Here is a 25,569-nt window from a genome sequence, read left to right on the forward strand (position 1 = left end):
TTAAGATGAGATGGTTACTTTTGTTGAATGCTAAAGATTGGAATAGCTGAAGACGACCCTAAAATTGCTGAACTTTTGAAGTCGGCACTCGAAGAAAATAATTATCAGGTACTTACCGTAGCCAATGGAATTGACGCGCTGGACATTTTTTTAAGGGAAAGCTTTAACCTGTTGATTATCGATGTCATGATGCCTGGCTTAAACGGCATCCAGCTTTGTAAACACCTCAGAGAAAATGCTTTACACACACCAGTCCTCATGCTTACAGCAATGGGCACTATTGATGATAAAGTTACGGGTTTAGAGGCCGGTGCCGATGATTATCTCGTCAAACCCTTTCACCTGAAAGAATTTTTGGCCAGGGTTGCAGCTCTATTACGCAGACAGCCACCTGTTGAAAATAAAACAGACCATAAATTATATTTTGAAGACTTGGTACTTGATCGTTACAGTAAAGAAGTAAACCGCGCGGGTAAACCGATCGAATTAAGCGCCAAAGAATTTATCCTGCTCGAACTTTTTATGCGCAACCCCAACCGTTTGCTCTCAAGACAATTTATAGCCGAGCAAGCCTGGGACATCAGTTTCGAAACCGGCACCAATGTAATTGATGTATACATTAATTTTCTGCGGAAAAAAATCGAAAAGGGTTTTGAACGCAAACTCATCCATACCAAAATCAATATGGGATATATCCTAAAATAGATGAAAATAAAGGACCGGATAGCACTATATTTTACGCTGATCAGCACTTCAATGCTCTTCGCAGTGCTTTGCACGGTATATTTTACCTTTATGAAATTTTTAGAGGCTGATTTCTTCGAACGCCTGACCGACCGCACCATGGTAACAGCTAAACTGTACCTTGAAGCAGATGAAATCAGTAGAGATGCATTAAATACAGTACGTCATAAGTACCTTCAAAAACTGAACAGTGAAGTAATTCGCATTTATGATCAAAAGAACAGGGCCACTTTTATCGGCGATACTGCCCAATATTGGACCCCTGCAACCATTGATCAGGTACGGCGGAAAGGCCGTTTAAAATATACGGACGGTCAGCGACAGGTAGTTGGTATTTATTATAAGGATAATCAGGGCGACTTCGTTATCCTCGCTTCGGCCGACGACCAGGGCTCACACAACAGGCTAGACAAGTTGTTGAAGATCATGATTTTTATCTTTATCCTTATTTCTCTTATTGTATTATTATTGAGCAGGTGGATTGCTCAGAAAATGCTGAAACCGCTGCAAAAATTTATGCTCGAAGTAAAACAGGCCAGCGCTCAAAACATGCAATTTAGAGTTGAAGAACATAACAATAAGGACGAGATTAATCTCATTGCACAGAGCTTTAATCATTTAATGGAAGAACTCGAACAGGCTTTTATGCTGCAGAAAACCTTTGTAGCCAATGCTTCACATGAACTTCGAACGCCCGTTACGCGGATTATGATGAACGCTGAACTTGCCCTATCTAAAGAAAGAGATCAGGTTGCTTATCAAAACGTGATTATTTCGATGCTTGAAGATGCAGAAAAAATGGAACACATCATTACAGGTTTGGTAGCCCTGGCAAAAATGGATCTTGATCTGATCAATTCTCAACTTGCTCCGATCAAACTTGATGATCTGCTCGCTAAAATTCAAACCGAATGGAAAATGCAGAAAGGTCTTGACCTTAACATTACCTATCAAACGCCCATTAATACCAAACCCGAAATATTGGCCAATGCCACTTTGTTACAAATTGCCCTGGATAATATCATTTCAAATGCTTTTAAATTTTCCAATAACCAAGAAGTAAATATCCATGTCGAAACCCGTAAAAACCATGTTTTTATCCATATCATAGATCATGGAAAGGGAATTTCAGTTGATGATCAGGCAGATATCTTTAACCCTTTTTATACCCGTGCAAAAGAACATGGCCAGCACGGCGAAGGTATGGGGCTTTATATGTCTAAAAAAATTATCGATTTGCTTAAAGGCGAGATCACCATTAAAAATCCAGATCAGGTTGGCTGCACATTTACGGTTTCGCTCACGCTCATTTCGAATCCCGCTAACGATCGTTTCTAACGAGCGTTAAATAGCATATCGTTTACAAACGATGAAACCGTATACCTATTCTTGCACTCTTTTGGAAACGAGCACACACATTTCCGCAACTTTAATCCCTTTTTAAGTCCGATTTAATCCGCCTTTAATCTGGCAAAGATAGCTTTGCAGATATGATAAGGGTATTTTCATGGCTCATTCTTTTTTGGGCATTAACAGCCGGTAAGGCTTTCGCACAGCGCGATACATTAAGCTTAAACTTAAACCAGGCGGAAAGCCTTTTTTTGAGGAATAATTTCGAGTTATTGGCCAGCAATTATGAAATTAATCAGGCAAAAGCAGAAATCATCACGGCTAAACTTTTCGAAAACCCTACACTGGAATACGAAAATCTTTTTTACAATAAGGACACCAAAAAATTCCTGCAAACCTCGTATGCCCACGGTCAATATTCGGGATCTATTTTTCAGCTGTTTAAACTTGCTGGCAAACGCAATAAGAATATCAAGCTGGCCCAAACCGGGGTTAAAATGGCCGAATACGAATATTTTGACCTGATCAGAGCGTTGAAGTTTGAACTCGCTAACACCTTTTACAAATCCTATTTTGCCGCGCAATCTGTTAAAGTATATCAGGAACAAATCAGTTCTACAGAGCAGCTCGCGAAAGCTTATGATCTTCAGTTAAAAACGGGGAACGTTGCAGCGAAGGATGTAATCAGGATAAAATCATTATTGATCAACCTCAAAGCAGAACAGGCAGGGCTAATGAATGAACTGGAAGATTACTACAAAGATTTGAAGTTACTCTGTGCCATTAATGCTGCAACCTCAATCACTTTGGTTTTAGATGAAGCAATGCTCAAATCACCCACTGTAGATAAAATTCCCTATCAGGCCTTACTTGATTCGGCCAGGGCAAACCGCGCTGACCTTAAACGGGCCAAAACCAACCTGCTTTATAATGAACGTAATTTAAAGCTGCAAAAAGCAATGGCCATTCCCGATATAGAAATTGGGCTGAGCTACGACCTCAAAGGAAATTATCCTGAAAAATACACTGGTTTAGGCATTAAAATTCCCATTCCGCTTTTCTCCAGAAACCAGGGCGAAATTAAAAAAGCACAGATTGGCATTACTGCCGCAGATGTAAATATTAAAAAGCAAGAAGCTCTGTTGGAAAACGAAGTATTTAACAGCTATAAAACTGCTTTACGCAACGAAAAATTATATGCAGAGATTGATCCTGCCTTTGGAACCGATTTTAATACACTGATTTCAGGCCTGATCAAAAATTTTAAGGCACGTAACATCAGCCTGATCGAATTTTTGGACCTGTATGATGCCTATAAAGAAAATACCCTTCAGCTCAATAAACTCCAATCAGAAAGAATGAGCACGCGAGCTGAACTCAATTATGTAACTGGTTCTAATATTTTTTAAATAAATTTCATGCAAAATCTCTATAAACACACCGTACTCATTGCTGCAACCAGTTTATTATTTGCTTGTGGCGAACATAAAACGGCTGCACCAAATGATAAATTTACCATAACAGATTCTTTGATCAACCGATTGTTAATCGATACTGTACAACAGGCTAACGGTAAAACCGAACTGATGTTTTCAGCCAAAATCACCGCAAATGAGGAGCGCAGATCAGAACTTTTTCCCATGGTAAGTGGAACTGTAAACCGCGTGGGGGTAAGGTTAGGCGATCAGGTTTCGAGCGGACAAACACTGGCTACGCTCACCAGTTCTGAAATGGCAGGTTTTGATAAAGAAGTTATTGCGGCAAACGCCGAACTTAAAAATGCAGAAAGAGCATTAAAACAAGCCGAACAACTTTTCCAAAGTGGTCTATCATCAGCAAAAGAACTTGAAGAAGCAAAAAATGACTATCAGATCAAAAAAGCAGAAGCAAAAAGAGCCAGTTCTGTATTAAAACTCAATGGAGGCAGCAGTACAGGATTTTATGCAATTAAATCGCCAATCAGCGGTTTTGTGATCGAAAAAAATGTTACCCAGAACATGCAGTTGCGTGGCGACAATGATAAAAGCCTGTTTACCATTGCCGATCTCTCCAACGTTTGGGCCATGATCAATATTTACGAGTCGGATATTTCGCGTGTTAAGGCCGGTGATGAGGTAAGTTTATCAACCCTATCCTACCCCAATAAAGTTTTTAAAGGAAAAATAGAGAAATTATACAACCAGGTTGACCAGGACAGCAAGGTAATGAATGCAAGGGTGGTGATCCCAAATCCAGGCTTTTTGCTCAAACCTGGTATGCTTGGAACGGTAAAGGTTTCGGCTAATTCATCTATTGATCTCCCGGTTTTAAACTCAAGGGCCGTAATTTTCGACGAAAACAAAAACTATGTGCTCGTTCTGGGGCAGGATCATAAAGTAAAAATCCAGGAGATCGAAATAGGGCGTAAAACCGCCGATAAAACCTACATCAGCAAGGGAGTACAGGCCGGCGACCGCATTATTGCATCCAAACAGGTTTTCTTATTCGAAAGCTTAAAAACACAATAATTTCTTTTTATCACCCTAGATTTCAAAAATGAATAAATTCATAAAAAGCATTATCGGCTTTGCACTGAAAAATAAATATTTCATCTTTTTTGCCACATTCATCTTAATCGTTGGAGGTTATTTAAGCTTCAAACATACCACAATAGATGCCTTTCCCGATGTAACCAATACTAATATCACCATTATTACCCAATGGCCGGGCCGTAGCGCCGAGGAAGTAGAAAAATTTGTGAGCAGACCGCTGGAAATTGCCATGAACCCTACCGAAAAGCGGACGAGTATCCGGTCTTCCTCATTATTTGGTTTATCCATCGTAAAGGTAAGTTTCGAAGACGATGTAGATTACGCTGAAGCCCGGGTACAGGTAAACAACCATCTTGATGAAGCCGATCTGCCTGAAGGTATCCAACCTGAAGTACAGCCACCCTATGGGCCAACCGGCGAGATTTTCCGTTATACTTTAACAAGTGATACAAAGTCGGTCAGAGAATTAAAGACCTTACAAGATTGGGTTGTCCAGCGCGAACTCTTATCTGTTTCAGGCATTGCCGATGTAGTGAGTTTTGGTGGAGAGGTTAAAACCTACCAGATCACGGTCGATCCGCAAAAGGCCATTCAATATGGTGTAAGTGCCACCGAACTGTTCGAAGCAGTGTCTAAAAGTAATATCAATGTAGGTGGTGATGTGATTGTGCAGAGCGGACAAGCCTATGTGGTAAGGGGCATCGGCGTGCTTAACAATATCGACGAAATCAGAAACGTAGTGGTTGACAACATTAATGGCACCCCAATCTATGTCAAAACCATTGCCGAAGTGGCTGAATCAGCTCTACCCAGATTGGGTCAGGTTGGGCGCGACAGGGATCCCGATGTAGTAGAAGGCATCATCGTTATGAGAAAAGGCGGCAACCCCAGCGAGGTCATTTCTAGGTTAAAAGAAAAGATCAATACCATCAACAGCACCGTTTTACCCGATGATGTAAAAATCAAACCGTTTTACGACCGCGAAGACCTGGTTAATTACTCCGTGCACACGGTAATGGGCAACATGCTGGAAGGGATTTTATTTGTTACCCTGATTGTGTTTCTTTTCATGGCCGATTGGCGCACCACCTTAATCGTTTCGATTATTATTCCATTGGCCTTGCTTTTTGCTTTTATCTGTCTCAAATTAAAAGGTATGCCGGCCAATCTGCTATCCATGGGTGCTATCGACTTCGGGATTATTATAGACGGTGCCGTGGTGATGGTTGAAGGAATCTTCGTCGTATTGGATGCCAAGGCAAAAAAACTGGGCATGGAAAAGTTCAACAAAATGAGCAAACTCGGTTTTATAAAAAAAGCCAGTCTCGAAAACGGAAAGGGTATTTTATTTGCTAAACTGATCATTATTACGGGTTTGCTTCCCATTTTTACTTTCGAAAAAGTTGAAGGTAAAATGTTCTCTCCATTGGCGTGGACCTTGAGTTTTGCCTTATTGGGTGCGCTAATTTTGACCTTTACCCTGGTTCCTGCCATGGCCAGCGTACTTTTGAAAAAAAATGTAAAAGAGAAACACAATATCTTTTTAGAGTGGATTACCAAGGCAACCCTCAAATTTTATGATAGCTGCTTCAAAAAAAAGAAACTTGTATTTAGCATCTCTATTATTGTACTGCTATCAGGTGCGTTCAGTTTTAAATTTTTGGGCACCGAATTTCTTCCCAGTTTGGATGAGGGGTCCATTTATGTCCGCGCCACGGGACCATTGAGTATTTCATTAGATGAAACCAAAAAACTTTCAAACGAAATGAGGAAGATCTTTTTAAGTTTTGAGGAAGTAAAACAGGTAATGTCGCAAACTGGCCGTCCGAACGACGGAACAGATGCAACGGGTTTTTACAATATGGAATTTCACGTTGACATCTATCCCCGGAAAGAATGGAAACGTAAGCAGAGCAAAGAACAGCTGATTGAACGCATGCAGGAAAAATTAAAAAGCTTTCCGGGCATCAGCCTCAATTTTTCGCAACCCATTTCAGATAACGTAGAAGAAGCGGTTTCAGGCGTAAAGGGATCCATTGTGGTGAAATTATTTGGCGAGAACTTTGAATATATTGAACAGGAAGAGGAAAAAATAGAAAATATTTTAAAAACAGTTGAGGGTATTGAAGATTTGGGTATTTTAAGAAATCTTGGTCAGCCCGAACTGCAGATTAACCTTGATCAGAAAAAAATGGCCTTGTATGGCGTAAGCACAGCAGATGCCAATGCAGTAATCGAAATGGCCATTGGCGGTAAAGCTGCTACGCAGATTTACGAAGGTGAACGCAAATTCGACCTCATTATCCGCTATCCTGAAGATTTTAGAAATGATGAAAGTTCGATCAGCAAATTACGCATTCCTACCCTATCAGGTTCTAATGTTCAATTAGGCGAAATATCAAGCATTAGTAAGATTACGGGTCCAAGTATGATTTACCGTGATAAACATAAACGGTACGGCGCCATCAAATTCTCGATCCGCGGCAGGGATATGGGAAGCGTAATTGCCGAAGCACAGCAGAAAGTAAATGCCAAAATCAAATTGCCGCAAGGTTATAAGCTGGAGTGGGCCGGCGATTTTGAAAACCAGCAAAGGGCTATTGCCAGATTATCAGAGGCTGTACCAGTAAGTTTATTGCTTATATTTTTTATTCTATTTGTACTTTTCGGCAATATTAAAGATGCCTTACTGGTATTGAACAACGTTCCATTTGCCATGATTGGTGGCATATTAGCATTGTTGGCCGCTGGTGTAAACTTTAACATCTCGGCCGGAATTGGTTTTATTGCATTATTTGGGATCTGCGTGCAAAATGGTGTAATTCTTATTACCCGTTTCAAAACCAATATTGCAGAGCTGAAATACCATCCGCAATGGACTTTTACCGATGCCATGCGTGATGGAATTGCCAGCAGGTTCAGACCGGTGTTGATGACGGCTTTAATGGCGGCTATCGGGTTGATGCCTGCAGCACTTTCTACCGGAATCGGTTCAGAAGCTTCAAAACCATTGGCCATTGTGGTAATTGGCGGATTGATTACCAATACATTATTTAATCTTTTTGTTTATCCGATCGTATTTTATTGGTCGTATCGCAAAAAAGCAGATAAAATGATACCAATACGAATCGATGATGGAAAAATGTAAAGGATGATGTCATCTACCAGCGATTTATCATGCTGAGCTATGATAAATCGCTAAAGGGTATTCACTTTTCGGTCGACAAGGAAAACTGCAAAGATTATTTGACGGGTTTACATTTAAAATTTGGGGAATAAACTTGTTATAGAATTTCAGACTGCTCCCTATAAGCTAATGGTTATCAATACTTCAAAATACTTACCTTTCACCCTGGCACAAAGCGATGCTTTTTCTGCATAGGTATGAAATAACCTTTGCCTGATATTTTCAAGCCCCGTATGAAAGCCGTTATCATTCAAGCCTGTGTTAATCAGGTTACTGGTCTGGATGCTAAAGATACCATCCTCCCATTTTACAATAATTTTTCCGGAGTCTTCAGGCTGGCTCAGGTTTCCATGTTTAACCATATTTTCCGTTAGGCTAAGCAAGAGTAATGGAATAACCTCTACTGCTATGATTTTATCATCATAAACAAAATCTATATATAAGTCAGGCTCTTTTATTCTGCAAAGTCGTAGGAGGTTTTCAACTTGATGGATTTCCGCTTCAAGCGGCATAATTTCCGGACCGTGTTCGCATTCCAAGGCGTAGCGCATCAGCTTTGAAAGATATCGGACTGCTTCTGCAGCGCGGGGTTCGCTTTTATGTGTGCTATTGTGAATGTAGGTTAAGGTATTAAACAAAAAATGTGGATTTATTTGTGCTTTCAGGTAAGCATTTTTAGCATTTGCAAGTTCTAGTGTCATTTGCTTTTGCTTCAACATTTCTTCAATTGCTTCTTTTTCCAATTCTACTGTCCGCTGTTTTTGTTGGATATAACTTTTAATAAAATAATAAGCAGTAGAGAACAATAAGAAATAGATTCCCCGCCATGTTGTTACGGATAAATATTTCCAGTTTAAAGTGGTTAGGTTATCAAAAGAAATTATTGCTGTTTTTGAAAGAAAACGATCTGCAAAGTAAGCAATAATGGTGTGCAAGAAAATTTCAATTGACGTAAATATAATGATGCTTAAATAAGCAGGCCTTTTAAGTTTAAGATTTCTGGCTAATACCAATTCTGCATGAACGTAGAAAAGTACAATATTAATAATGTAATGAATGCAGTAATTTAATATCGGCGACCTTATTTTAAGAATTAACGAAACCAATATATATTCATAAAGAATGAAGGTGGCCCAAGATATAAGGTGCCAGCGATAATTTTTTAGCCAGTTTTTCATTTTTTTTGTTAAAAATCGGTTTCACAACAGTCAACAACTGCTTAGCGTAATGTAGTCTTTTCGCAGTTTTGGCGGAGCTAATTTTCGTCTATGAAAACAATAATAGACTTAAAATCGACCCGGAAAACTGCATTTGTTTTCCGTTCACAAAAAGCTGCAGGTATGCGCTTTTCAAAGAGTGATCCAACAACCAGTACGATTACGGCAATTACAACATTAACAAGCCAATCAGATTTACAAATGTTGGTCCCTTAAACGTTTTGAGACTAGGGTTTGGTCTTCAATAAACCCCATAAATGCCTCTTTGTATTGTGGGGTCATAAGCACTTCGTACTTTCCAAGGTCGATTTTGTGCCCATTGATCTCCTTTACATAGGCGGTATTGATAATATATGATTTGTGGACACGATAGAAGTGTCCATTCTCCTGAAGTTTTTCTTCCATCTCCTTAATGGTCATATACACCGAATAATCATTTGTCGGAGTATAAATATGTACATGATTATTTGATCCCTGCAGATAGATGATGTCTTTCTTAAGTACTTTGGTTAATCTGCCACGCTCGCCGTTTGTACGTAAGAAAAATGCACCTTCATTTTCTTTTGCAATATCCTGTGCATCATAACATTCCGAAAGCACTTCGTTAACAACTACGGCAAAGTCTCCCATGTTAAAAGGTTTTAACAGGTAATGTTTTGCCCTAACTTTAAATGCATCCAGTGCAAATTCCGGATAGGATGTGGTAAAAATAATATTGTGCGATTTGTGCTTGAGGTTATCGGCAAGCTGTAGACCCGACAGTGCAGGCATATCAATATCCAAAAAAATTAACTGCCTATTGCTCTCAATACTGATTTCGCTAAGTGCCTCTACTGGTTTATTAAAGATTCGGTTTATCTTCAATCTTGGCATTTCTACAATATAATCTTGCAAAATATTAATGGCAGTAGGATCATCGTCAACGATGATACATGAGACGGATTTTTTCATCAAGATCGGTTTAAAATAGATAAAGGCAATTTAATAAATTATCCTTAAAAGGAATAATAAAAAGAGTAGATATCGCAACAGTTATAAACCAAAATACCTTAATGAAACTTTATGCTCAGATTAAGATTTATAGAACGGATACCATTCTTAAAAATCGGCTGCACAGGTTTATTGCAACGATTAGAGAAAAAATTTGCTGGAGGTAATGCAGAGATGAAAATTGTCGGTCAACAATCAATCAGTATTTTCAATTTCTTTTAATCTGAACGCAGTGAAGAGCAGGTAAAAATGTTACCGCTACCCCAACTATTCTGCTGAACTAAAGCCTAGAAGGGTGACATTATTGCCTGTTGATCCCTTTTAATGTATCTGGTAAGATTGCACAAATGACATCCCGAAAGCAAATTTAGCGGAATTAAAATTAATTTTTGGTTCAAAAGTTATTTACTTCAAATCCTCTATAACTAAGCATTTCGGCATTGTGGGAAACAGTTAGCCGAAGATTTAATATTGCTATAATTTCTTTCGCCTGAGTGATGCTTCGGTGTATATCGTTTATCCCTCTAATTTCGATACCACCTGGCATTAGTTTGAATTTGCTGGGTTCAAACTTATCAATAAACCGTTGTAAATCGGGACTAACTTTTACCTGATTGTTTTGCATAATTAATTTAGTTCTTTGGCCGCAAAGCAACGTAATGTGTTTTAAGTTATCACTACATCCATATTAACTTATTAAAAAATGTTAGTCTGCGATTACATTCAAATCGGCGCCTCTACATTGAAAACCGGAGTATTCTAGGCAAAAAATCGATAGTTAAACAAAGTTTATGCTGATGTAAACATGATAATCGCTTAACCTTGAGATGATGTATGCCTAATATTTTTGTGTAAAGAACAACTCATGCGTATCACTAAAAGACTGAGCAAACTCCGGTATTATTTCTCTACTGCGATATCAATACTGTTATTGGTACTTATTTTTAATTTTAGCTTTTCTAAAACAGATGGATTCATCATTTTAAACAGGTTTCACCCAATATGGCTCGATACTTTTTTCAGGTATTTCACCAATCTTGGAGATGGTTTAGCCAGTATCCTGACAGCAGCCATTCTGCTTGCACTTCGAAAAAAGAAAAAAGCAATGACCGTTGCTCTTGCTTACATTTACTCAGGCTTGATTATTCAGATCACCAAAAGAATATTTCACATGCCACGGCCTAAATATTTTTTTGAGCAGACATTATTTCATTATACTCATTTTGTAGAGGGCGTAAGCACGCATAATCAAAATTCTTTTCCTTCAGGGCATACCGCATCTGCTTTTGCATTAGCCACAGTGTTGGTTTTAATTTTCAAGAAAAAGAAAATCTCTTTTTATTGCCTGTTTTTTGCCTTTTCAATCGGTTATTCACGTATATACCTGGCGCAACATTTTCTTATTGATGTAATTTTCGGTGCGGTAACCGGTATCACGTGCGCAATCGCGAGCTATTACCAGGTATACGACCTTAAGCTTTTCAGATCGGCTAAGCTAAACAAAAGATATAAACAGTTTAAAATCGCCAATCAGTCAATTCCTATCTAAGTGAAAGAAATATCCATTAAATTATGGCTATTTATAGCGGCAATGACTGTAATCAAAGTGATTATAGCCTCAGCAACAGCGCTTGGAAATGATGAAGTATATTATTGGACATACGCTTTAAATCTGCAATGGAATTATTTTGATCATCCTCCATTTGTAGCCTGGTTGATCAGAACAACAACGGCAAACTTATCTATCCACAGCGAATTGGCGGTTCGGCTTGGTGCCATAATATCCTCTACTATAGGCACTGTAATCGTATTTAAAACGGGAAAACTCTTAAAAAACAACCGTGTCGGCTGGTTTGCCGCTTTACTTTATTCTTCGTCTTTTTATTGCAGCATCATTGCCGGAACATTTATTTTACCCGATAGTCCGCAAATGGTTTTCTGGCTGTGGAGTATCTTTTTATTGCTTAAAATTATCAGATCCACCGGGCAGGGTTTACCTACTTTAAGCCTCTGGTGCTGGTTTGGCTTAGCGGCAGGACTTTGCATGATGTGTAAGATTCATGGTGTTTACTTATGGGTGGGCATGATCCTGTTTGTGCTGTTTAGCGATAGAAAACTATTGGTACAAAAGGGCATATATATTTCTGCACTAATTAGTTTGATGATAGTATCTCCTCTTATCACCTGGAATATCCGGCATCATTTTATTACCTATACCTACCACAGCAACCGGGTTAGTTTACTCCATGCCGACATCAACCCACTGGCTTTTGCCAGAGAAATTGGCGGACAATTATTTTACAACAATCCCATTATTTTTTTTCTGGCTTGGGTGGCTGTTTTTAGTTTCATCAAAACCAAAAATTTTTTCATTAAGAGCGAAATCAAACTTTTATTATTTTGCTCACTACCACTTATTCTTACGCTTATTTTTCTTTCCATTTTTAGAGATACCCTGCCACATTGGTCTGGCCCGGCATATAGTTGTTTAATATTTCTTTCTGCATTGAAACTTGAATCTTTTAACGATAAAAAAATAAAAACGATTATTGGTGCAAGCATACTGTTTTTCCTGTTCGTGGTAAGTGCAGGTCTCTTCACTATTAATTTTTACAAGGGTACATTTTCAACACAAACAGGAGCCCTCAGTTTGGGCGCCGGCGACCCCACATTAGATTTATACGGCTGGAAAGAAACAGGAAAGATAATTGATTCTATTTATCGCCTGGATAAACCATTAGAAAAGAATAAAAAAGTTCACACCATTGTGATCACAAAGTGGTTTCCTGCTGCCCATTTAGATTTTTATGTCTGCAGTAAAACTGGTTTGCATACTTATGGCCTAGGAGAAATATTCGATCTTCATCAGTATTACTGGTCTAACTCAAGCAAGCCAACATTGGCTGTTGGCGACAATGCATATTATATTATACCCGCTAATCTTTACGACGAAAACAGCATCAGCTTCATTAAATCCCAATTTCAGAGTTGTTCACTACCAATCATTCTCCCTATTTTCAGAAATGGAGCCGTATGCAAAAATATTTTATTATTTAAGTTAAATGGCTATAAAAAATAATTAGTCCGTAATTATAACTAACAAATAACGTTTAAATCTAATTGCACCTGAACCGAAAATGAAATAAATTAGCAAAATGAACTAAAGTCGATCAGATAGCTAACAACGAACCTTTTCACTAAAAACATGATGCCCAATAACAAAGTATATCTATTCAGCTCGCTCTTCATTGTAATCCTATTCAGCTCTTTGTCTTCAACGGGGCAGATTGTAATTCAGGATAAAAAAGATCATGTAGAAACTAAAACATTTTCTCAAACCGATTCTGGCACACTGAAGTTAGATATCTATTACCGTGGAAAAATAACAGACACTAAGCCAACAGTACTTTTTATTTTTGGCGGTGGTTTTGTAATGGGACGCAGAGACAGCAAACTATTCGATCAATACTTTAACACCTTAATCGCAAACCACTATAAAGTTGTATCAGTTGATTATCGATTGGGCCTGAAAGGAAAGAAATTTCCTAGTCCGTTTAATACTTCTAATTTAAAAGCTGCAATCGATACGGCCACAACTGATGTTTTTGCCGCAACAGCCTATCTCATCAAAAATGCGAAAGAACTTGGTATTGATACTTCAATGATTATCCTGTCGGGATCAAGCGCGGGCGCGATCACGGCACTGCACGCCGATTATAACAAACGGAATGCTACAGCATTATCAACCAAATTACCCCGAAATTTTCAATACAAGGGCGTAATCTCTTTTGCGGGAGCCATATTAAGTTATCAAGGCGCACCAAAATATGCTATACCGCCGGCACCAACAATGTTTTTCCACGGCACGGCCGATAAACTTGTGCCCTATAACAAAGTGAGATTACTTAACAGGGGCTTTTTTGGCTCTAAATATCTTGCTAAAACCTTTAAAAAGAATCACTATCCGTATTATTTCCAGTATGTGCAGGATATGGGACACGAAATAGCGGGTTCTCCGATGACTGAGAACTTACCTGATATCTTATGGTTTATAGACCATTACATTTTGAAACAAAAGCGTTACTTTATGGAAGTGGACTTTAAAGATGCAGACAAAAAACCTACGTTTAACATTCCACCTGCTTTAATAAAGAGGTAGCGTAAATCAGAAATAGTAATAGTTATTTTTCCAGTTGAAGTACTGCAACGACCGGCAGGTGATCTGAGGCATAACGTTCAGAAACAACTTCGTGGGAAACCACTTTAAATGGATTTCCGGTTTTAAACCCGATATGATCAATTGTTTTCCTTGGATTGATCGATGGAATGGTAAAACTACAATCGCTACAGGTTCTGGTAAAATTCGTATCAAATATCCTGATGCTTTCCGAACCTGGATCGGCATTTAAATCACCTGCAAGGATTAGCGGTAAGGTTTCTTTTGCCGTTAACCGGTTAAGCTCCTTAGCCTGAAGAATCCGGTTCTCTTCAGAACGTTGTGCATCAAGATGGGTAGAAGCAAATCGGATAAATACCCCTTTGGCAATTTCTGCCGTTGCAATAGCCAAAACCCTTTGCTCTGCCTTGGCATCGTTATTTTTAGGCAGCATTAAAGTCTGTTGCGCAGATAAAGGAAAGCGTGATAAAATGGCTACACCGTAGTCGCCCCCATCATGGTCAATTGCTTTACCAAAATAAAAATTCATCTTCAATTTTGTTGCCAATAAAACAGCCTGGTTAATATTTCCCGATCTTTTGGTATTCACATCTACCTCTTGCAAGGCTACGAAATCTGGTTTTTGCTGTGCAATCGCTTTGACAATGGCATCAACATCGATAACACCTTCTCTCGCTTTTGATGGCGGATTGCAATGGTGAATATTATAAGACATGACACGCAATACCTTATTGCGCTCTGATTCAACCTGCTGATTGATCTTAGGTGAGCACGCACCTAAAAAACAAATACTTAATATTAAAAAAGAGTATAATTTCATGTTGTTTGAGCTGATAAATAGAAGGTTAACTTGTTTAGTCTTTAAATTCCGGATGATCTACCTTAGTTTTCATTTGCTCCGGTTTCTCCGGTTAGGATTCGCTCCATCTCAATCATCATCTGCTCCGCCAACCGTTGTTTAGCTTGCAATTTCATTAAGTAAGCATCTGCAAATGTCACTTCAAGCTCCTCCATAATGAAGGCGTACTTTGCCTTAAGTTCTATAAGATCGATTTGAAGCTTTTCTGACAGATTTTGCATAACACAAAGCTAAAAAAAGCGAGATGAATTCCAGATTAACCAACCGTATTTTTTCCCTTTTTGAAAAATAAAAAAAAAAGGCATTTTTTTAAAACAATCCCGTTATTATCCCGTTTATAAATTGATTCCGGGGTGGTTTCCGGAATAGATTTGTTTGGTTAGTTGATTAGGGATCACGCTCGTTGTGAATCCCTTTTTTTTTAACAAAACTTTCTGTCAGTCGATTGGGCAGGAAAATATTTCTAAATTCAATCTTTTAAATCAAATATAATGGAGGAAATCAGATGGGGTATTATCGGCTGTGGAGATGTGACTGAAATTAAAAGCGGACCTGCTTTTAATCAGGTGAAAAATTCAAAATTAGTTGCAGTAATGCGTCGGGATGGTGTCAAAGCTGCTGACTATGCCAAACGGCATCAAGTGGCTAAATGGTATGATGATGCCATCCAGCTGATCAGGGATCCGGAGGTTAATGCGATTTATATTGCTACCCCACCCTTGCAACACGAGGCTTACACGATTGAAGCCTTAAACGCCGGAAAGCCTGTATACGTAGAAAAACCAATGACCCTAGATGCTGCATCTGCTCAACGCATGACGGATGCAGCCCATAAATTAAATGTGAAGCTATGCATTGCCCATTACCGGCGGGCTCAACCCATGTTCTTAAAAATCAAAGAACTATTGGCCGGACGGGTCATTGGCGATATCCGTTTAGTCCGATTAAAAATGCTCCAGTCGCCGAACACCTCGCTTATTGCAAAAAGTGCTGACAACTGGCGGATTAACCCAGCCATTTCTGGCGGTGGTTTATTTCATGATCTGGCACCACATCAACTAGACCTCATGACTTACTATTTCGGTCCTGTAAAAAATGCCAGCGGCATGGCGGCAAGGCAACAGGAAGATTCTGAGGTAGATGATCTGGTTTTGGGCAATATACTTTTTGAAAACGGGGTGGTTTTCAGTGGCAACTGGTGTTTCTCTGTAGCGCCACAAGATCAGGCCGATAGTTGCATCATCTATGGCGCACGCGGTCAGATCAGTTTTCCCGTGTTTGGCAACAAATTTACGGTTACCACTAACCAAAAAACCGAAGAATATGTATTTGAGCCTTTAAAACATGTGCAACAACCCATGATTGAGAAAGTAGTTGATTACTTTTTAGGAAAAGGTCAAAATCCATGTAGCGGTGAAGATGCATGGGTTACCATGAAATTAATGGATAATTTTACCAGGAAGTAAAGCGAACACATCTGATAGATACGATTGTAATCCGCTTTACTATATTAACATTTATTGATCCAGATAATTCTTATCAACCAATATTTAAATATTAAAACAGCTGTAGGAACTCAAATAATAACTACTTCGCTTTTTAGCTGCAACCCTTTTGGAGGGAACTTACCGTGAAATCGTCCTAAAGTTTGGAAAGCAAAAGTTTTACCGAAGCTCTTTTTTGATAGTTAGGATCGAAATGTACATACTTAATTTTACCTGTACGATCAATAATATAAGTTGCAGGTACCGGGAGCGTATGCCGGGTATTTCCGTTGTTTTCTTCTAAATTTATTCCATAGCCCTTGTATTTGGTAAAGGTTGCTTCGTCCATCATAAAGTTAACCTGATAGGCTTTCATAATCTCATCATCCTTATCCTGAAGGATACAAAAGCCTGCGCTGGTTTTTTTTATGGTTTTATCAATGTTTTCTTTTGTTTCGGGTGTAACACCGATAACATAGACATCTTTTTCAGTTAACAAGTTTAAAGAGTCCTGAAGTTCTTTAATGTGTTTATTGCAGTAGGGGCACCACTGACCACGGTAGAAAAACAATACCACATTGCGGTGCGCTTTAAGAGCATTCTTCAAAGTTACTGTTTTGCCGTTTTGATCTACTCCGGTGAACACAGGAGCTTTATCTCCCGCTTTTAAACCTTGCTGTGCCTTTGTTTGCAATGTTAAAACAACAGCTAAAGCTGTAAATAAGATAATTCTTGTCATTTTGTCTTTATGTTTTAGCTCTTAGTCGAACGAGCAGCATTAACCTTACAGCGAAAATTAATTTTTATTGATTTCTTTTTCAATCTTATCCTTTAATGTTTTTTTAAAGATTTCATCAAGTTTAACATCACTGTTTTCAAAGTCTGAAAACACCTTATTAATCAATATACTCTGCTGCTGATAAATTTTGCATACCGAACAACCTTTCAAATGTATATGCAATTGTAGTGTTTCGGCAGCAGTGATTTTTCCAGCAATTCTTTTTTCGATCAGAAAAGTGGCCTGTTTACAGTTATAAATTATATTCCTTAGCGCGCTCTTCATATCAGTTCCAGTTTTTTTGAAGGCAGGCCCTCAGGTTAAGTTTAGTGCGGTGCATGATTACCCAAAAATTAGCATTTGTAAGCTTCAATTCGTTACAAATCTGCTCCGAAGCAAGATCGTCTATGTGTTTCATTGAAAACACTGAAAACCATAACCCTGGAAGTTTAGCCAAACATTTATTCAATACAAATCCTAGTTCTTTAATCATCAAAGGGTTATACATCTCCAAACCAAATGCCCTCGGATAATCTTTTTCGGTCCAATGCCCTGATTCAGTATCAAAAAAATCCTTCAGTTCACCTTCAACATCCATTTCTCTTAAATCTTTTACACTACTAATTGAACGTTTTCTGTAAAAATCGACTATTTTATTTTTAAGAATAGCCGTTAGCCATGTTTTCTCCTGACTATTGCCTTCAAAACCGTCTAATTTCTGCAGAGCTGCCAAAAAGGTGTCCTGAACCAAATCTTTAGCCACCTCTTCATCTCTTATTCTCGACATGGCAAAGCCATACAGGTAATCAGCATATTTTTCTACCCAGCTTAGTGGGTCTGAATGAAGGCGCTTTTCTCCAAATTCCTGGTCCGTGTTGTTTAGCATGTCCTGATATTATCTCATTATAAATATACTGCTTAATTGGTTAGTCGCACGAAATCAAATTTCCTTACAGATTATTTTATGGATTTAGAAACAAGCTTAATTAAATGAGCCGAATAAAAAATTAAAAAATTCCACCCGATTTAAAGTAATTTCTAAAGTTGTACGTCTACTGCCAATAACAAACCTAAAAACTTATCTATATGATAGCCGTTTTCAAAACAAATGTATCAACTGACAGCGAGTTAAATGCCATCAGCCCACTGCTGAACAGCCATTTCAAAGAAATTAAGTGGAATATTGATTTGTGGGATGCCGATAAAATCCTTCGGGTAGATTCACCAAAAGATTGGACTAAAGAAATCACCGAACTTTTTAACAGCATTGGATTGCATTGTATCAACCTGGAAATTTTTCATTCAGCGCCTTTTTAACCAGAGCAAAAGTTACCTGTTATTTAAAATAATAATCTTTTACTTTACCAATCAGGTAATGACATCTGACTGAAAAGTATTTCCGATACATTATTGGTCCACTATCCACTGGTATCAGATATTACGATCTGTCAATGATAAACAATTGCAGATCGGCTAATTACCATAGCCATTTCAGGGCAATCCGGATTAAGTTGAGTTATCAGTCAGAAGGCACCATCTGACTGTACAGTTGCCCAACCAACACTTTAAATATTATATCTTTCCTTTTACATTTAACCATTTGTAATAGATTATCATTAATTTGCCGTTTCCACGGCATCAATCCCTTATGAAAGAAATTACCGATATTATAAAAGCGTATCAAAAAGCGACCAAGGAAGGAAAAAGCACTGCGCTCGCAACGGTAGTTAAGGTAGAGGGCTCTGCTTACCGAAGGCCGGGTGCAAGGATGCTCGTTACCGAAGATGGCCAGTTAACAGGAGCCATTAGCGGCGGTTGTCTTGAGGGCGACGCGCTGCGCAAAGCACTTTCGGCAATAGTACAACAGGAAAACAAGCTTGTTACTTATGATACGACTGATGAAGATGATGCCAAATTTGGCGTTCAGCTGGGCTGTAATGGTATTATCCATATCCTGTTCGAGCCTATTACAGCGATGGATGAATTGAATCCAATTGCTATTTTAACTGCCTTGCAAAGCAAAAGAGAAAGTGCCGTACTGGCAACTTTTTTTTCGTTGGGAGATAGATTTCAATTGGGCACCGGAATGCTTTTTAGAAATGAACCTGTTCTTTCTAAAATTCCAACTTCAATAAGCGATAAAGTAATCGAAGATATTGAAGCCGTTTTTGAAAATAAAACTTCGGCATTTAAGGTTTATAAACAGAATGATCAGCAAACTGAGGTCTTCCTGGAATTTATAAAACCACCCATTTCATTAATAATAGCCGGTGCGGGTAATGACGCACAACCTCTTGCCGAAATGGCATATCTGTTGGGTTGGGAAGTAACCGTAATCGATGGCAGATCAACACATGCTACGCCTCAACGTTTTCCAAATGCAATCAGAATTTTGGTAAGTAAACCGGAAAATATACTGTCCAATATTCAGATAGACGGGCAAACCGCTTTCGTATTAATGACGCATAATTACAATTATGACCTCGGGCTACTTACATATCTGTTGGATACAAAAGCAACATACATTGGTACCTTAGGCCCAAAGAAAAAGCTGCTCAGGATGCTGGATGAACTGGATTTAGCAACACCTGAAAACGAAACCCGGGTACATGGTCCAATCGGACTGGATATTGGCGCAGAAACTGCAGCAGAAATTGCCATTTCTATCCTCGCAGAAATTAAATCTGTTTTTTCAGGTGCTTCGGCTATGTTTTTAAAAGAGAAGAAGAAACCGATCCACGTTTACGATAAAATGTAACCAGCCATTGAGAACGGGCATCATCATATTGGCAGCCGGCAGTTCCTCACGTTTGGGGAAACCCAAACAGCTATTGGATTACAATGGAAAAACACTCCTGCAAACGGTAATTAATGAGGCTTTAGCAACAGACTGCAAACCTGTTATTGTTGTTTTAGGCGCATACGCACAAAAAATAGCTGACCAGCACAGGCATAACGGGATCAACATAATTATAAATCAAAGCTGGGAAGAAGGAATGGGCGCAAGTATTGTTGCAGGCCTGTCAACTATCGTCAAAAATAATAGCGAAATAGAAAGTATTATTATTGCTGTGGCCGATCAGGCTTTTATAAAAAAGCGTAACTTTAATAACTTAATCGAAAAGCAAAAAGAAACAGGCAAAAAGATTATTGCCAGTTCATATAACGAAACAATAGGCACACCTGTTCTTTTTAAAAAAGATTACTTTGAAGCGCTTTTATTGCTCAAAGGCGCAGAAGGAGCAAAAAATATATTAAAACAATATTCAGAAGATCTGGAAACAGTGGTTTTTGAGCGAGGGGGAATTGATATTGATACAGAAACAGATTATAACCATTTAATTAGCCGGCAATGATAACAGATTCTTTTGGAAGAGTACACAACTATCTGCGGATATCGCTCACCGATAACTGCAATTTTCGCTGTTTTTATTGCATGCCTGAAGAAGAATATGATTTTACGCCTGCCTCACGGTTAATGCAGACAAACGAAATCATCAAACTGGCGGAGATTTTCGTGGCCAACGGCGTAAAAAAAATCAGGCTTACCGGTGGCGAACCTTTGGTGAGAAAAGATGCAGCCCAAATTATTGCGGCGCTGGGTAAACTTCCGGTCGAACTGGTGATGACTACAAACGGCACCCGCATTGCAGAAATGTTGCCTGTACTAAAGGCAGCAGGGATTAAAACCGTTAATATCAGTCTGGATACCTTACAACCTGAGAAGTTTTTTATGATTACAAGACGGGATGTCTTTCATCAGGTACGCAGCAATATCGAACTGCTTTTACAGCATAAAATCAAGGTAAAAGTAAATGTGGTGGTGATGAAAGGGCTTAACGATAATGAAATCAACGATTTCATCGGTTGGACCAAATTTAACCCGATCCAGGTCAGGTTTATTGAGTTTATGCCTTTTAGTGGTAATAAATGGACGAGTAACCAGATGTATGCTTTGGATGAAATACTGGCTGTGATAGAACAAGATTTTTCGGTATTACCTGTTAAAGGAGATGCCCACGATACGGCCAAAAGCTTTATGATTCCCGGCCATGAGGGTTCTTTTGCCGTGATCAGCACCATGACCCATCCATTTTGCAGTAGCTGTAACCGCATGCGCCTGACAGCAGATGGAAAACTGAAAAACTGCCTTTTTTCGGATAACGAAACCGATCTTTTAACTGCCTTGCGAAAAAACGAAGATGTAATTCCGTTAATTCAATCGGCTATTTGGAGCAAAAAGGAAGCATTGGGCGGACAAATGGTAAGCGATTTCAAAAAAATTGATGCAACGACCATTCAAAACAGAAGTATGATTACCATTGGAGGATAACATTTTCATGATTAGCGTTAAAGAAGCAAAAAACCTTATCTCTCAACACACCAACACATTAAATCCCGTTTCAGTTGATCTGGCGAACGCGTCCGGACATATTCTTGCAGCCAATGTTTATGCTAAATATGATATTCCGGCCTTTAAGCAATCATCAATGGATGGTTATGCATTAAAGTTTGAAGATCATCAACAAGAACTCCGCATAACTGGCGAAATGGCTGCCGGAGCGGCAACCAAAATCACCATCCGAAATGGCGAAACATGTAGAATATTTACCGGCGCTCCGTTACCTACAGGCTCCGATACGGTAGTGATGCAGGAAAAAATTACGAGGAGGGATGGAAATATCACTTTAAATGACCCAAATTTAAAACCAGGCGCAAATGTCCGGGAAAAGGGCTCTGAAATTAAAACCGGTGCACTGGCAATGGAAAAAGGAGATTTGCTTAGCCCCGCGGCTATCGGCTTTCTCGCAGGCATCGGTATTAACGAAATTAGTGTTTATCCCATGCCAAAGATTTCTATAATTGTAACAGGAAAAGAATTACAACATCCGGGGGAAGTCCTCGAACTTGGAAAGGTATATGAATCGAATTCCTATTCACTATGTGCTGCCTTAAAACAGGAAGGGATTGAACAGATTGCAGTTTTCGAAGCCGATGATGACCTCGAGATCCTTCAGAAAGTATTACAAACTGCAGTGGCAGACTGCGATGTTGTGCTGCTTACAGGCGGCGTAAGTGTTGGCGATTATGATTTCGTCATCGAAGCCGCCTCATATTGCGGCATCAAACAGATTTTCCACAAAGTGAAACAGAAACCCGGCAAACCTTTGTTTTTTGGCACAAAGGATCAAAAACTCATATTCGGACTTCCCGGAAACCCGTCATCTGTACTCAGTTGCTATTATAATTATGTATTACCCGCCATCAAAGCCTCATCCCTTAAAAGCAACAGTGTAATTGAAGTTCAGGCGCGGCTTACACATGCCTATGCTAAACCTTCAGGGTTAACACATTTCCTGAAAGGCAAATATGAAAACGGAATGGTTACTCCGCTCCATGCACAGGAATCTTATCGGTTAAGCTCCTTTGCGCAGGCCAATTGCCTTATATGCCTTGATGAAACAAAGGCGTATTTTACAGAAAATGAAATCCTAGACGTATTGATTTTACCCGCCTAAACTATGCAAGAAAGCTTCATGGTCTTTTACTGTTTACTTTTTGTAGTGGCTTTTTTGTATGCGTCGGTTGGGCATGGTGGAGCAAGCGGCTATTTAGCGCTTATGGCTATTTTTGCCATTTCACCATCCATCATGAAACCCACGGCATTGCTGCTCAACCTGTTTGTCTCTTCCACCTCATTTATACAGTTTTACCGTGGTGGTCATTTTAAATGGAAAACCTTTTGGCCTTTTGCACTGGCCTCTATCCCACTTTCGTTTGTTGGTGGCATGATGCTTATCCAAAGTGCTGTTTATAAGAAAATTTTAGGATTGCTCCTACTGATTCCGGTTATCCGTTTTTTCTTTTTTAAAAATACCGACCCTAAAGATTTCAGGCCATCAAATATTTCACTATCGCTCACTATAGGAGGCATCATCGGCTTACTTTCGGGCATGATTGGTATTGGGGGTGGAATAATCCTTTCACCAATCCTGTTGCTGTTAAAGTGGACCGATCAAAAACAGACCGCAGCCATTAGTGCAGCATTTATTTTTGTTAATTCGCTTGCTGGTTTAGGCGGCCAGCTTATTAAGGGATTCGAATTTAACATCCACATGCTCGCTTATGTTGCGGTAGCCTTCGCCGGAGGCATTTGCGGCGCTTATTTTGGCGCCTTAAAATTTCCGCAAACCGTTTTAAAAAATGTATTGGCCTTTGTACTTGCATTAGCTGCGTACAAATTGCTCTTTACACAGGCATAATTTAATCAATGGTTCTTTATGATTATGTTTGATGCAAATGATACAAAATAATTAATTGCCGATCGAAAAGAGATTTATCAGTTCATTAACTTGCACCGCAGGCAATTTAAATACTTATAAATCCGTTATTTGAAAAGAATAACAATTTTCAGTCCCTCGGAGTACATAAAAGTAGCATCTTAAGAGTAAATTAGCAGCATGGAAATTGAAATCATCAGTTTTGGACAGATTACCGAATTCATTAATAATCAAAAAATTGAAGTAGATGGCATTACTGATACCAATGCTTTTAGTAAATACATCGAAAATCGGTTTCCAGCCTTGAAAAACTTAAAATACAAACTTGCCCTGAACAAAAACATTGTTCAACACAATACTGAAATTACAAACCAGGCTACAATAGCCATCATGCCACCTTTTTCTGGTGGTTAAACAATATGGGTGCAGCGCGATACAACAGACAGATTATCCTTAAAGGATTTGGGGAGGAAGCACAGCAAAAGCTTTTAAGAGCAAAAGTTCTCGTTATTGGCGCCGGTGGCCTGGGCTGTCCGGCATTGCAATACCTGGCTGCTGCCGGCATCGGCCATATTGGTATTATTGATGATGATGCCATTTCATTATCCAATTTACATCGGCAGATCCTTTTTACTACTGCCGATATCGGGAAGCTGAAGGTCGAGGTAGCAGCAAAGCGACTACAAGAAATGAATCCCCAGATCGGGATTATCCGTCACCCCATCCGTTTACAGAAAAATAATACCCTCGATATTTTATCCAGATATGATTACATATTGGATGGTACAGACAATTTTGAATCGAGATACCTGATTAACGACGCCTGTGCCCTATTAAATAAACCGCTCATATTTGCCGCAGTATCAGGTTTCGAAGGCCAGTTGGCCATATTTAATGTTCCTGACCAGTTAACCCCCGGCACTAATTACCGTGATCTTTTTCCTGTTCCGCCAGATAAAGATGAAGTGCCTAATTGTTCCGAAAATGGCATTATAGGTGTTTTACCAGGTATTTTAGGAACAATGGCTGCCGCAGAAACCATTAAACTGATCGCTAAAATCGGATTACCTTTGACCAACAGAATATTAAATTATAATTTACTTACACAACAACAGTATACCATTAACATTACTCATGGTGACGGTTATGTCATCCCCAAAACTGTTGATGAATTTTTAAATATGGATTATCAGGATACGAGCGAAGGGCCGCAAGGCTATATAGAAATTGATGCCGCGGAACTGGTGAAACTTCAGCAATCGGAATCGACAATATTAATTGATGTTCGCGAAAGGCATGAAGTACCAGTATTAGATAAACAAATCTTTACACAGGTACCAATGTCGGAATTTGGTGCCTTTATAGGCAAGGAATTTTATCAAAAAAATGTGGTGTTAATTTGCCAGCATGGCGTTAGAAGCGTAGCTGCAGCAGAGGCCATGCAGGAGAAATATGGCGATAGCAAAAAGATTTATAGTTTAAAAGGTGGCATTATCAAATGGAGAGAGCATTTTCTCAAATCTTAACATGAGCGAAAAAAAGATAAAAAACATATTTGTTAATGGCCCGATAGAACCCGCTTTTATAGCAGATAGCATTGCCAAACATAATAGTAAAACCGCTATTGGCGGGCACAGTATTTTTATGGGCCAGGTGAGAAAAGACGAAATTGACGGCAAATTTGTTGCGGCGATAACATATACTGCATATGAGGAAGTGGCTCTTGAAAAAATGCATCAGATCAGGGAAGAAATTTTTGAAAAATATCCACTCAGCTGCATGCATATTTACCATAGCTTAGGCACCGTTAAAGCAGGCGAAATCTGCCTTTTTGTTTTTACCTCTTCGGTTCACCGCAAGCCCGCAATATTAGCCTGTAGTGACGTGGTGGATCGGTTAAAAGTAGAATTACCAATCTGGGGCAAAGAAATATTTGAAGACGAAACCCACCAGTGGAAAGAAAATATTTAA

General features: G+C 39.0%; 26 protein-coding genes. 18 read left to right on the forward strand and 8 right to left on the reverse strand.

The annotated features are described in order from the left end of the window. Window positions 1-27 precede the first annotated feature (27 nt). The 5 genes from ACIQXP_RS00990 (at window position 28) to ACIQXP_RS01010 (ending at window position 7,773) form a co-directional block, all read left to right on the forward strand. Window positions 28-705, forward strand: a complete 678-nt coding sequence (locus ACIQXP_RS00990) for a response regulator transcription factor (RefSeq protein WP_387504341.1) — start codon at window positions 28-30, stop codon at window positions 703-705. Next, window positions 706-2,082, forward strand: coding sequence for a HAMP domain-containing sensor histidine kinase (locus ACIQXP_RS00995; protein ID WP_387504340.1), 1,377 nt, complete (start codon window positions 706-708; stop codon window positions 2,080-2,082). 152 nt (window positions 2,083-2,234) lie between these two features. Beyond that, window positions 2,235-3,503, forward strand: a complete 1,269-nt coding sequence (locus ACIQXP_RS01000) for a TolC family protein (protein WP_387504339.1) — start codon at window positions 2,235-2,237, stop codon at window positions 3,501-3,503. 9 nt (window positions 3,504-3,512) lie between these two features. Continuing rightward, window positions 3,513-4,601, forward strand: coding sequence for an efflux RND transporter periplasmic adaptor subunit (locus tag ACIQXP_RS01005; protein WP_387504337.1), 1,089 nt, complete (start codon window positions 3,513-3,515; stop codon window positions 4,599-4,601). 28 nt (window positions 4,602-4,629) lie between these two features. Next, a complete protein-coding gene (locus ACIQXP_RS01010) occupies window positions 4,630-7,773 on the forward strand; it encodes an efflux RND transporter permease subunit (protein WP_387504335.1) in 3,144 nt (1,047 codons plus the stop codon). Window positions 7,774-7,931: 158 nt separating this feature from the next. On the opposite strand, the gene ACIQXP_RS01015 is transcribed toward ACIQXP_RS01010, so the two are convergent. The 3 genes from ACIQXP_RS01015 to ACIQXP_RS01025 form a co-directional block, all read right to left on the reverse strand. Next, the gene (locus tag ACIQXP_RS01015) at window positions 7,932-8,990 is read right to left on the reverse strand and encodes a sensor histidine kinase (RefSeq protein ID WP_387504333.1); all 1,059 of its coding nucleotides are present in this window, start codon (window positions 8,988-8,990) and stop codon (window positions 7,932-7,934) included. 234 nt (window positions 8,991-9,224) lie between these two features. Then, window positions 9,225-9,980 carry a LytR/AlgR family response regulator transcription factor gene (locus tag ACIQXP_RS01020; RefSeq protein ID WP_387504332.1) on the reverse strand — a complete coding sequence of 252 codons (756 nt, stop codon included), beginning with the start codon at window positions 9,978-9,980 and terminating at the stop codon, window positions 9,225-9,227. Window positions 9,981-10,413: 433 nt separating this feature from the next. Further along, on the reverse strand, window positions 10,414-10,644 hold the full coding sequence (locus ACIQXP_RS01025; RefSeq protein WP_387504331.1) for a hypothetical protein: 231 nt from the start codon (window positions 10,642-10,644) through the stop codon (window positions 10,414-10,416). Window positions 10,645-10,884: 240 nt separating this feature from the next. Here ACIQXP_RS01025 and ACIQXP_RS01030 point away from each other — a divergent pair, with 240 nt between their 5' ends. The 3 genes from ACIQXP_RS01030 to ACIQXP_RS01040 all read left to right on the forward strand — a co-directional run bounded on the left by ACIQXP_RS01030 (window position 10,885) and on the right by ACIQXP_RS01040 (window position 14,178). After that, the gene (locus ACIQXP_RS01030) at window positions 10,885-11,568 is read left to right on the forward strand and encodes a phosphatase PAP2 family protein (protein ID WP_293743509.1); all 684 of its coding nucleotides are present in this window, start codon (window positions 10,885-10,887) and stop codon (window positions 11,566-11,568) included. Continuing rightward, window positions 11,569-13,098, forward strand: a complete 1,530-nt coding sequence (locus ACIQXP_RS01035) for an ArnT family glycosyltransferase (RefSeq protein WP_293743508.1) — start codon at window positions 11,569-11,571, stop codon at window positions 13,096-13,098. A gap of 126 nt (window positions 13,099-13,224) precedes the next feature. After that, window positions 13,225-14,178 carry an alpha/beta hydrolase gene (locus ACIQXP_RS01040; protein ID WP_293743506.1) on the forward strand — a complete coding sequence of 318 codons (954 nt, stop codon included), beginning with the start codon at window positions 13,225-13,227 and terminating at the stop codon, window positions 14,176-14,178. 22 nt (window positions 14,179-14,200) lie between these two features. Here the strand turns inward: ACIQXP_RS01040 and ACIQXP_RS01045 are convergent, their stop codons facing one another. Continuing rightward, entirely contained in the window at window positions 14,201-15,016 is an 816-nt protein-coding gene (locus ACIQXP_RS01045; RefSeq protein WP_293743500.1) for an endonuclease/exonuclease/phosphatase family protein, read from the reverse strand. A gap of 62 nt (window positions 15,017-15,078) precedes the next feature. Next, entirely contained in the window at window positions 15,079-15,276 is a 198-nt protein-coding gene (locus ACIQXP_RS01050; RefSeq protein WP_090982300.1) for a hypothetical protein, read from the reverse strand. Window positions 15,277-15,546: 270 nt separating this feature from the next. Between ACIQXP_RS01050 and ACIQXP_RS01055 the strand changes: the two genes are divergently transcribed. Then, a complete protein-coding gene (locus ACIQXP_RS01055) occupies window positions 15,547-16,521 on the forward strand; it encodes a Gfo/Idh/MocA family protein (RefSeq protein WP_387504329.1) in 975 nt (324 codons plus the stop codon). A 175-nt stretch (window positions 16,522-16,696) separates the two neighbouring features. Here ACIQXP_RS01055 and ACIQXP_RS01060 read toward each other — a convergent pair whose 3' ends face one another. The 3 genes from ACIQXP_RS01060 to ACIQXP_RS01070 are packed head-to-tail and all read right to left on the reverse strand — an operon-like array spanning window position 16,697 to window position 18,203. Beyond that, the gene (locus ACIQXP_RS01060; RefSeq protein WP_387504328.1) at window positions 16,697-17,278 is read right to left on the reverse strand and encodes a peroxiredoxin-like family protein; all 582 of its coding nucleotides are present in this window, start codon (window positions 17,276-17,278) and stop codon (window positions 16,697-16,699) included. A gap of 57 nt (window positions 17,279-17,335) precedes the next feature. Further along, on the reverse strand, window positions 17,336-17,602 hold the full coding sequence (locus ACIQXP_RS01065; RefSeq protein WP_387504327.1) for a zf-HC2 domain-containing protein: 267 nt from the start codon (window positions 17,600-17,602) through the stop codon (window positions 17,336-17,338). Between the two features lies 1 nt (window position 17,603). Then, window positions 17,604-18,203, reverse strand: a complete 600-nt coding sequence (locus tag ACIQXP_RS01070) for a sigma-70 family RNA polymerase sigma factor (RefSeq protein ID WP_387504326.1) — start codon at window positions 18,201-18,203, stop codon at window positions 17,604-17,606. A gap of 200 nt (window positions 18,204-18,403) precedes the next feature. Between ACIQXP_RS01070 and ACIQXP_RS01075 the strand changes: the two genes are divergently transcribed. The 9 genes from ACIQXP_RS01075 to ACIQXP_RS01115 all read left to right on the forward strand — a co-directional run bounded on the left by ACIQXP_RS01075 (window position 18,404) and on the right by ACIQXP_RS01115 (window position 25,569). Then, window positions 18,404-18,634, forward strand: coding sequence for a hypothetical protein (locus ACIQXP_RS01075; RefSeq protein WP_387504325.1), 231 nt, complete (start codon window positions 18,404-18,406; stop codon window positions 18,632-18,634). A 331-nt stretch (window positions 18,635-18,965) separates the two neighbouring features. After that, on the forward strand, window positions 18,966-20,075 hold the full coding sequence (locus ACIQXP_RS01080; protein ID WP_387504324.1) for an XdhC family protein: 1,110 nt from the start codon (window positions 18,966-18,968) through the stop codon (window positions 20,073-20,075). A 7-nt stretch (window positions 20,076-20,082) separates the two neighbouring features. After that, on the forward strand, window positions 20,083-20,673 hold the full coding sequence (locus ACIQXP_RS01085; RefSeq protein ID WP_387504323.1) for a nucleotidyltransferase family protein: 591 nt from the start codon (window positions 20,083-20,085) through the stop codon (window positions 20,671-20,673). Continuing rightward, a complete protein-coding gene (gene moaA, locus ACIQXP_RS01090) occupies window positions 20,670-21,650 on the forward strand; it encodes a GTP 3',8-cyclase MoaA (RefSeq protein ID WP_293743492.1) in 981 nt (326 codons plus the stop codon). The genes ACIQXP_RS01085 and moaA overlap by 4 nt, the downstream gene beginning before the upstream one ends. A gap of 7 nt (window positions 21,651-21,657) precedes the next feature. Beyond that, complete coding sequence (locus tag ACIQXP_RS01095) at window positions 21,658-22,836, forward strand: molybdopterin molybdotransferase MoeA (protein ID WP_387504322.1); 1,179 nt, start codon at window positions 21,658-21,660, stop codon at window positions 22,834-22,836. Window positions 22,837-22,839: 3 nt separating this feature from the next. Then, window positions 22,840-23,580, forward strand: coding sequence for a sulfite exporter TauE/SafE family protein (locus ACIQXP_RS01100; RefSeq protein WP_293743490.1), 741 nt, complete (start codon window positions 22,840-22,842; stop codon window positions 23,578-23,580). 198 nt (window positions 23,581-23,778) lie between these two features. After that, complete coding sequence (locus ACIQXP_RS01105) at window positions 23,779-24,012, forward strand: MoaD/ThiS family protein (protein WP_293743489.1); 234 nt, start codon at window positions 23,779-23,781, stop codon at window positions 24,010-24,012. Between the two features lie 5 nt (window positions 24,013-24,017). Further along, window positions 24,018-25,124, forward strand: coding sequence for a ThiF family adenylyltransferase (locus ACIQXP_RS01110; protein WP_293743487.1), 1,107 nt, complete (start codon window positions 24,018-24,020; stop codon window positions 25,122-25,124). A gap of 1 nt (window position 25,125) precedes the next feature. Beyond that, complete coding sequence (locus ACIQXP_RS01115; protein ID WP_293743486.1) at window positions 25,126-25,569, forward strand: molybdenum cofactor biosynthesis protein MoaE; 444 nt, start codon at window positions 25,126-25,128, stop codon at window positions 25,567-25,569.

Source organism: Pedobacter suwonensis (genome assembly GCF_044762335.1).
Taxonomy (GTDB): domain Bacteria; phylum Bacteroidota; class Bacteroidia; order Sphingobacteriales; family Sphingobacteriaceae; genus Pedobacter.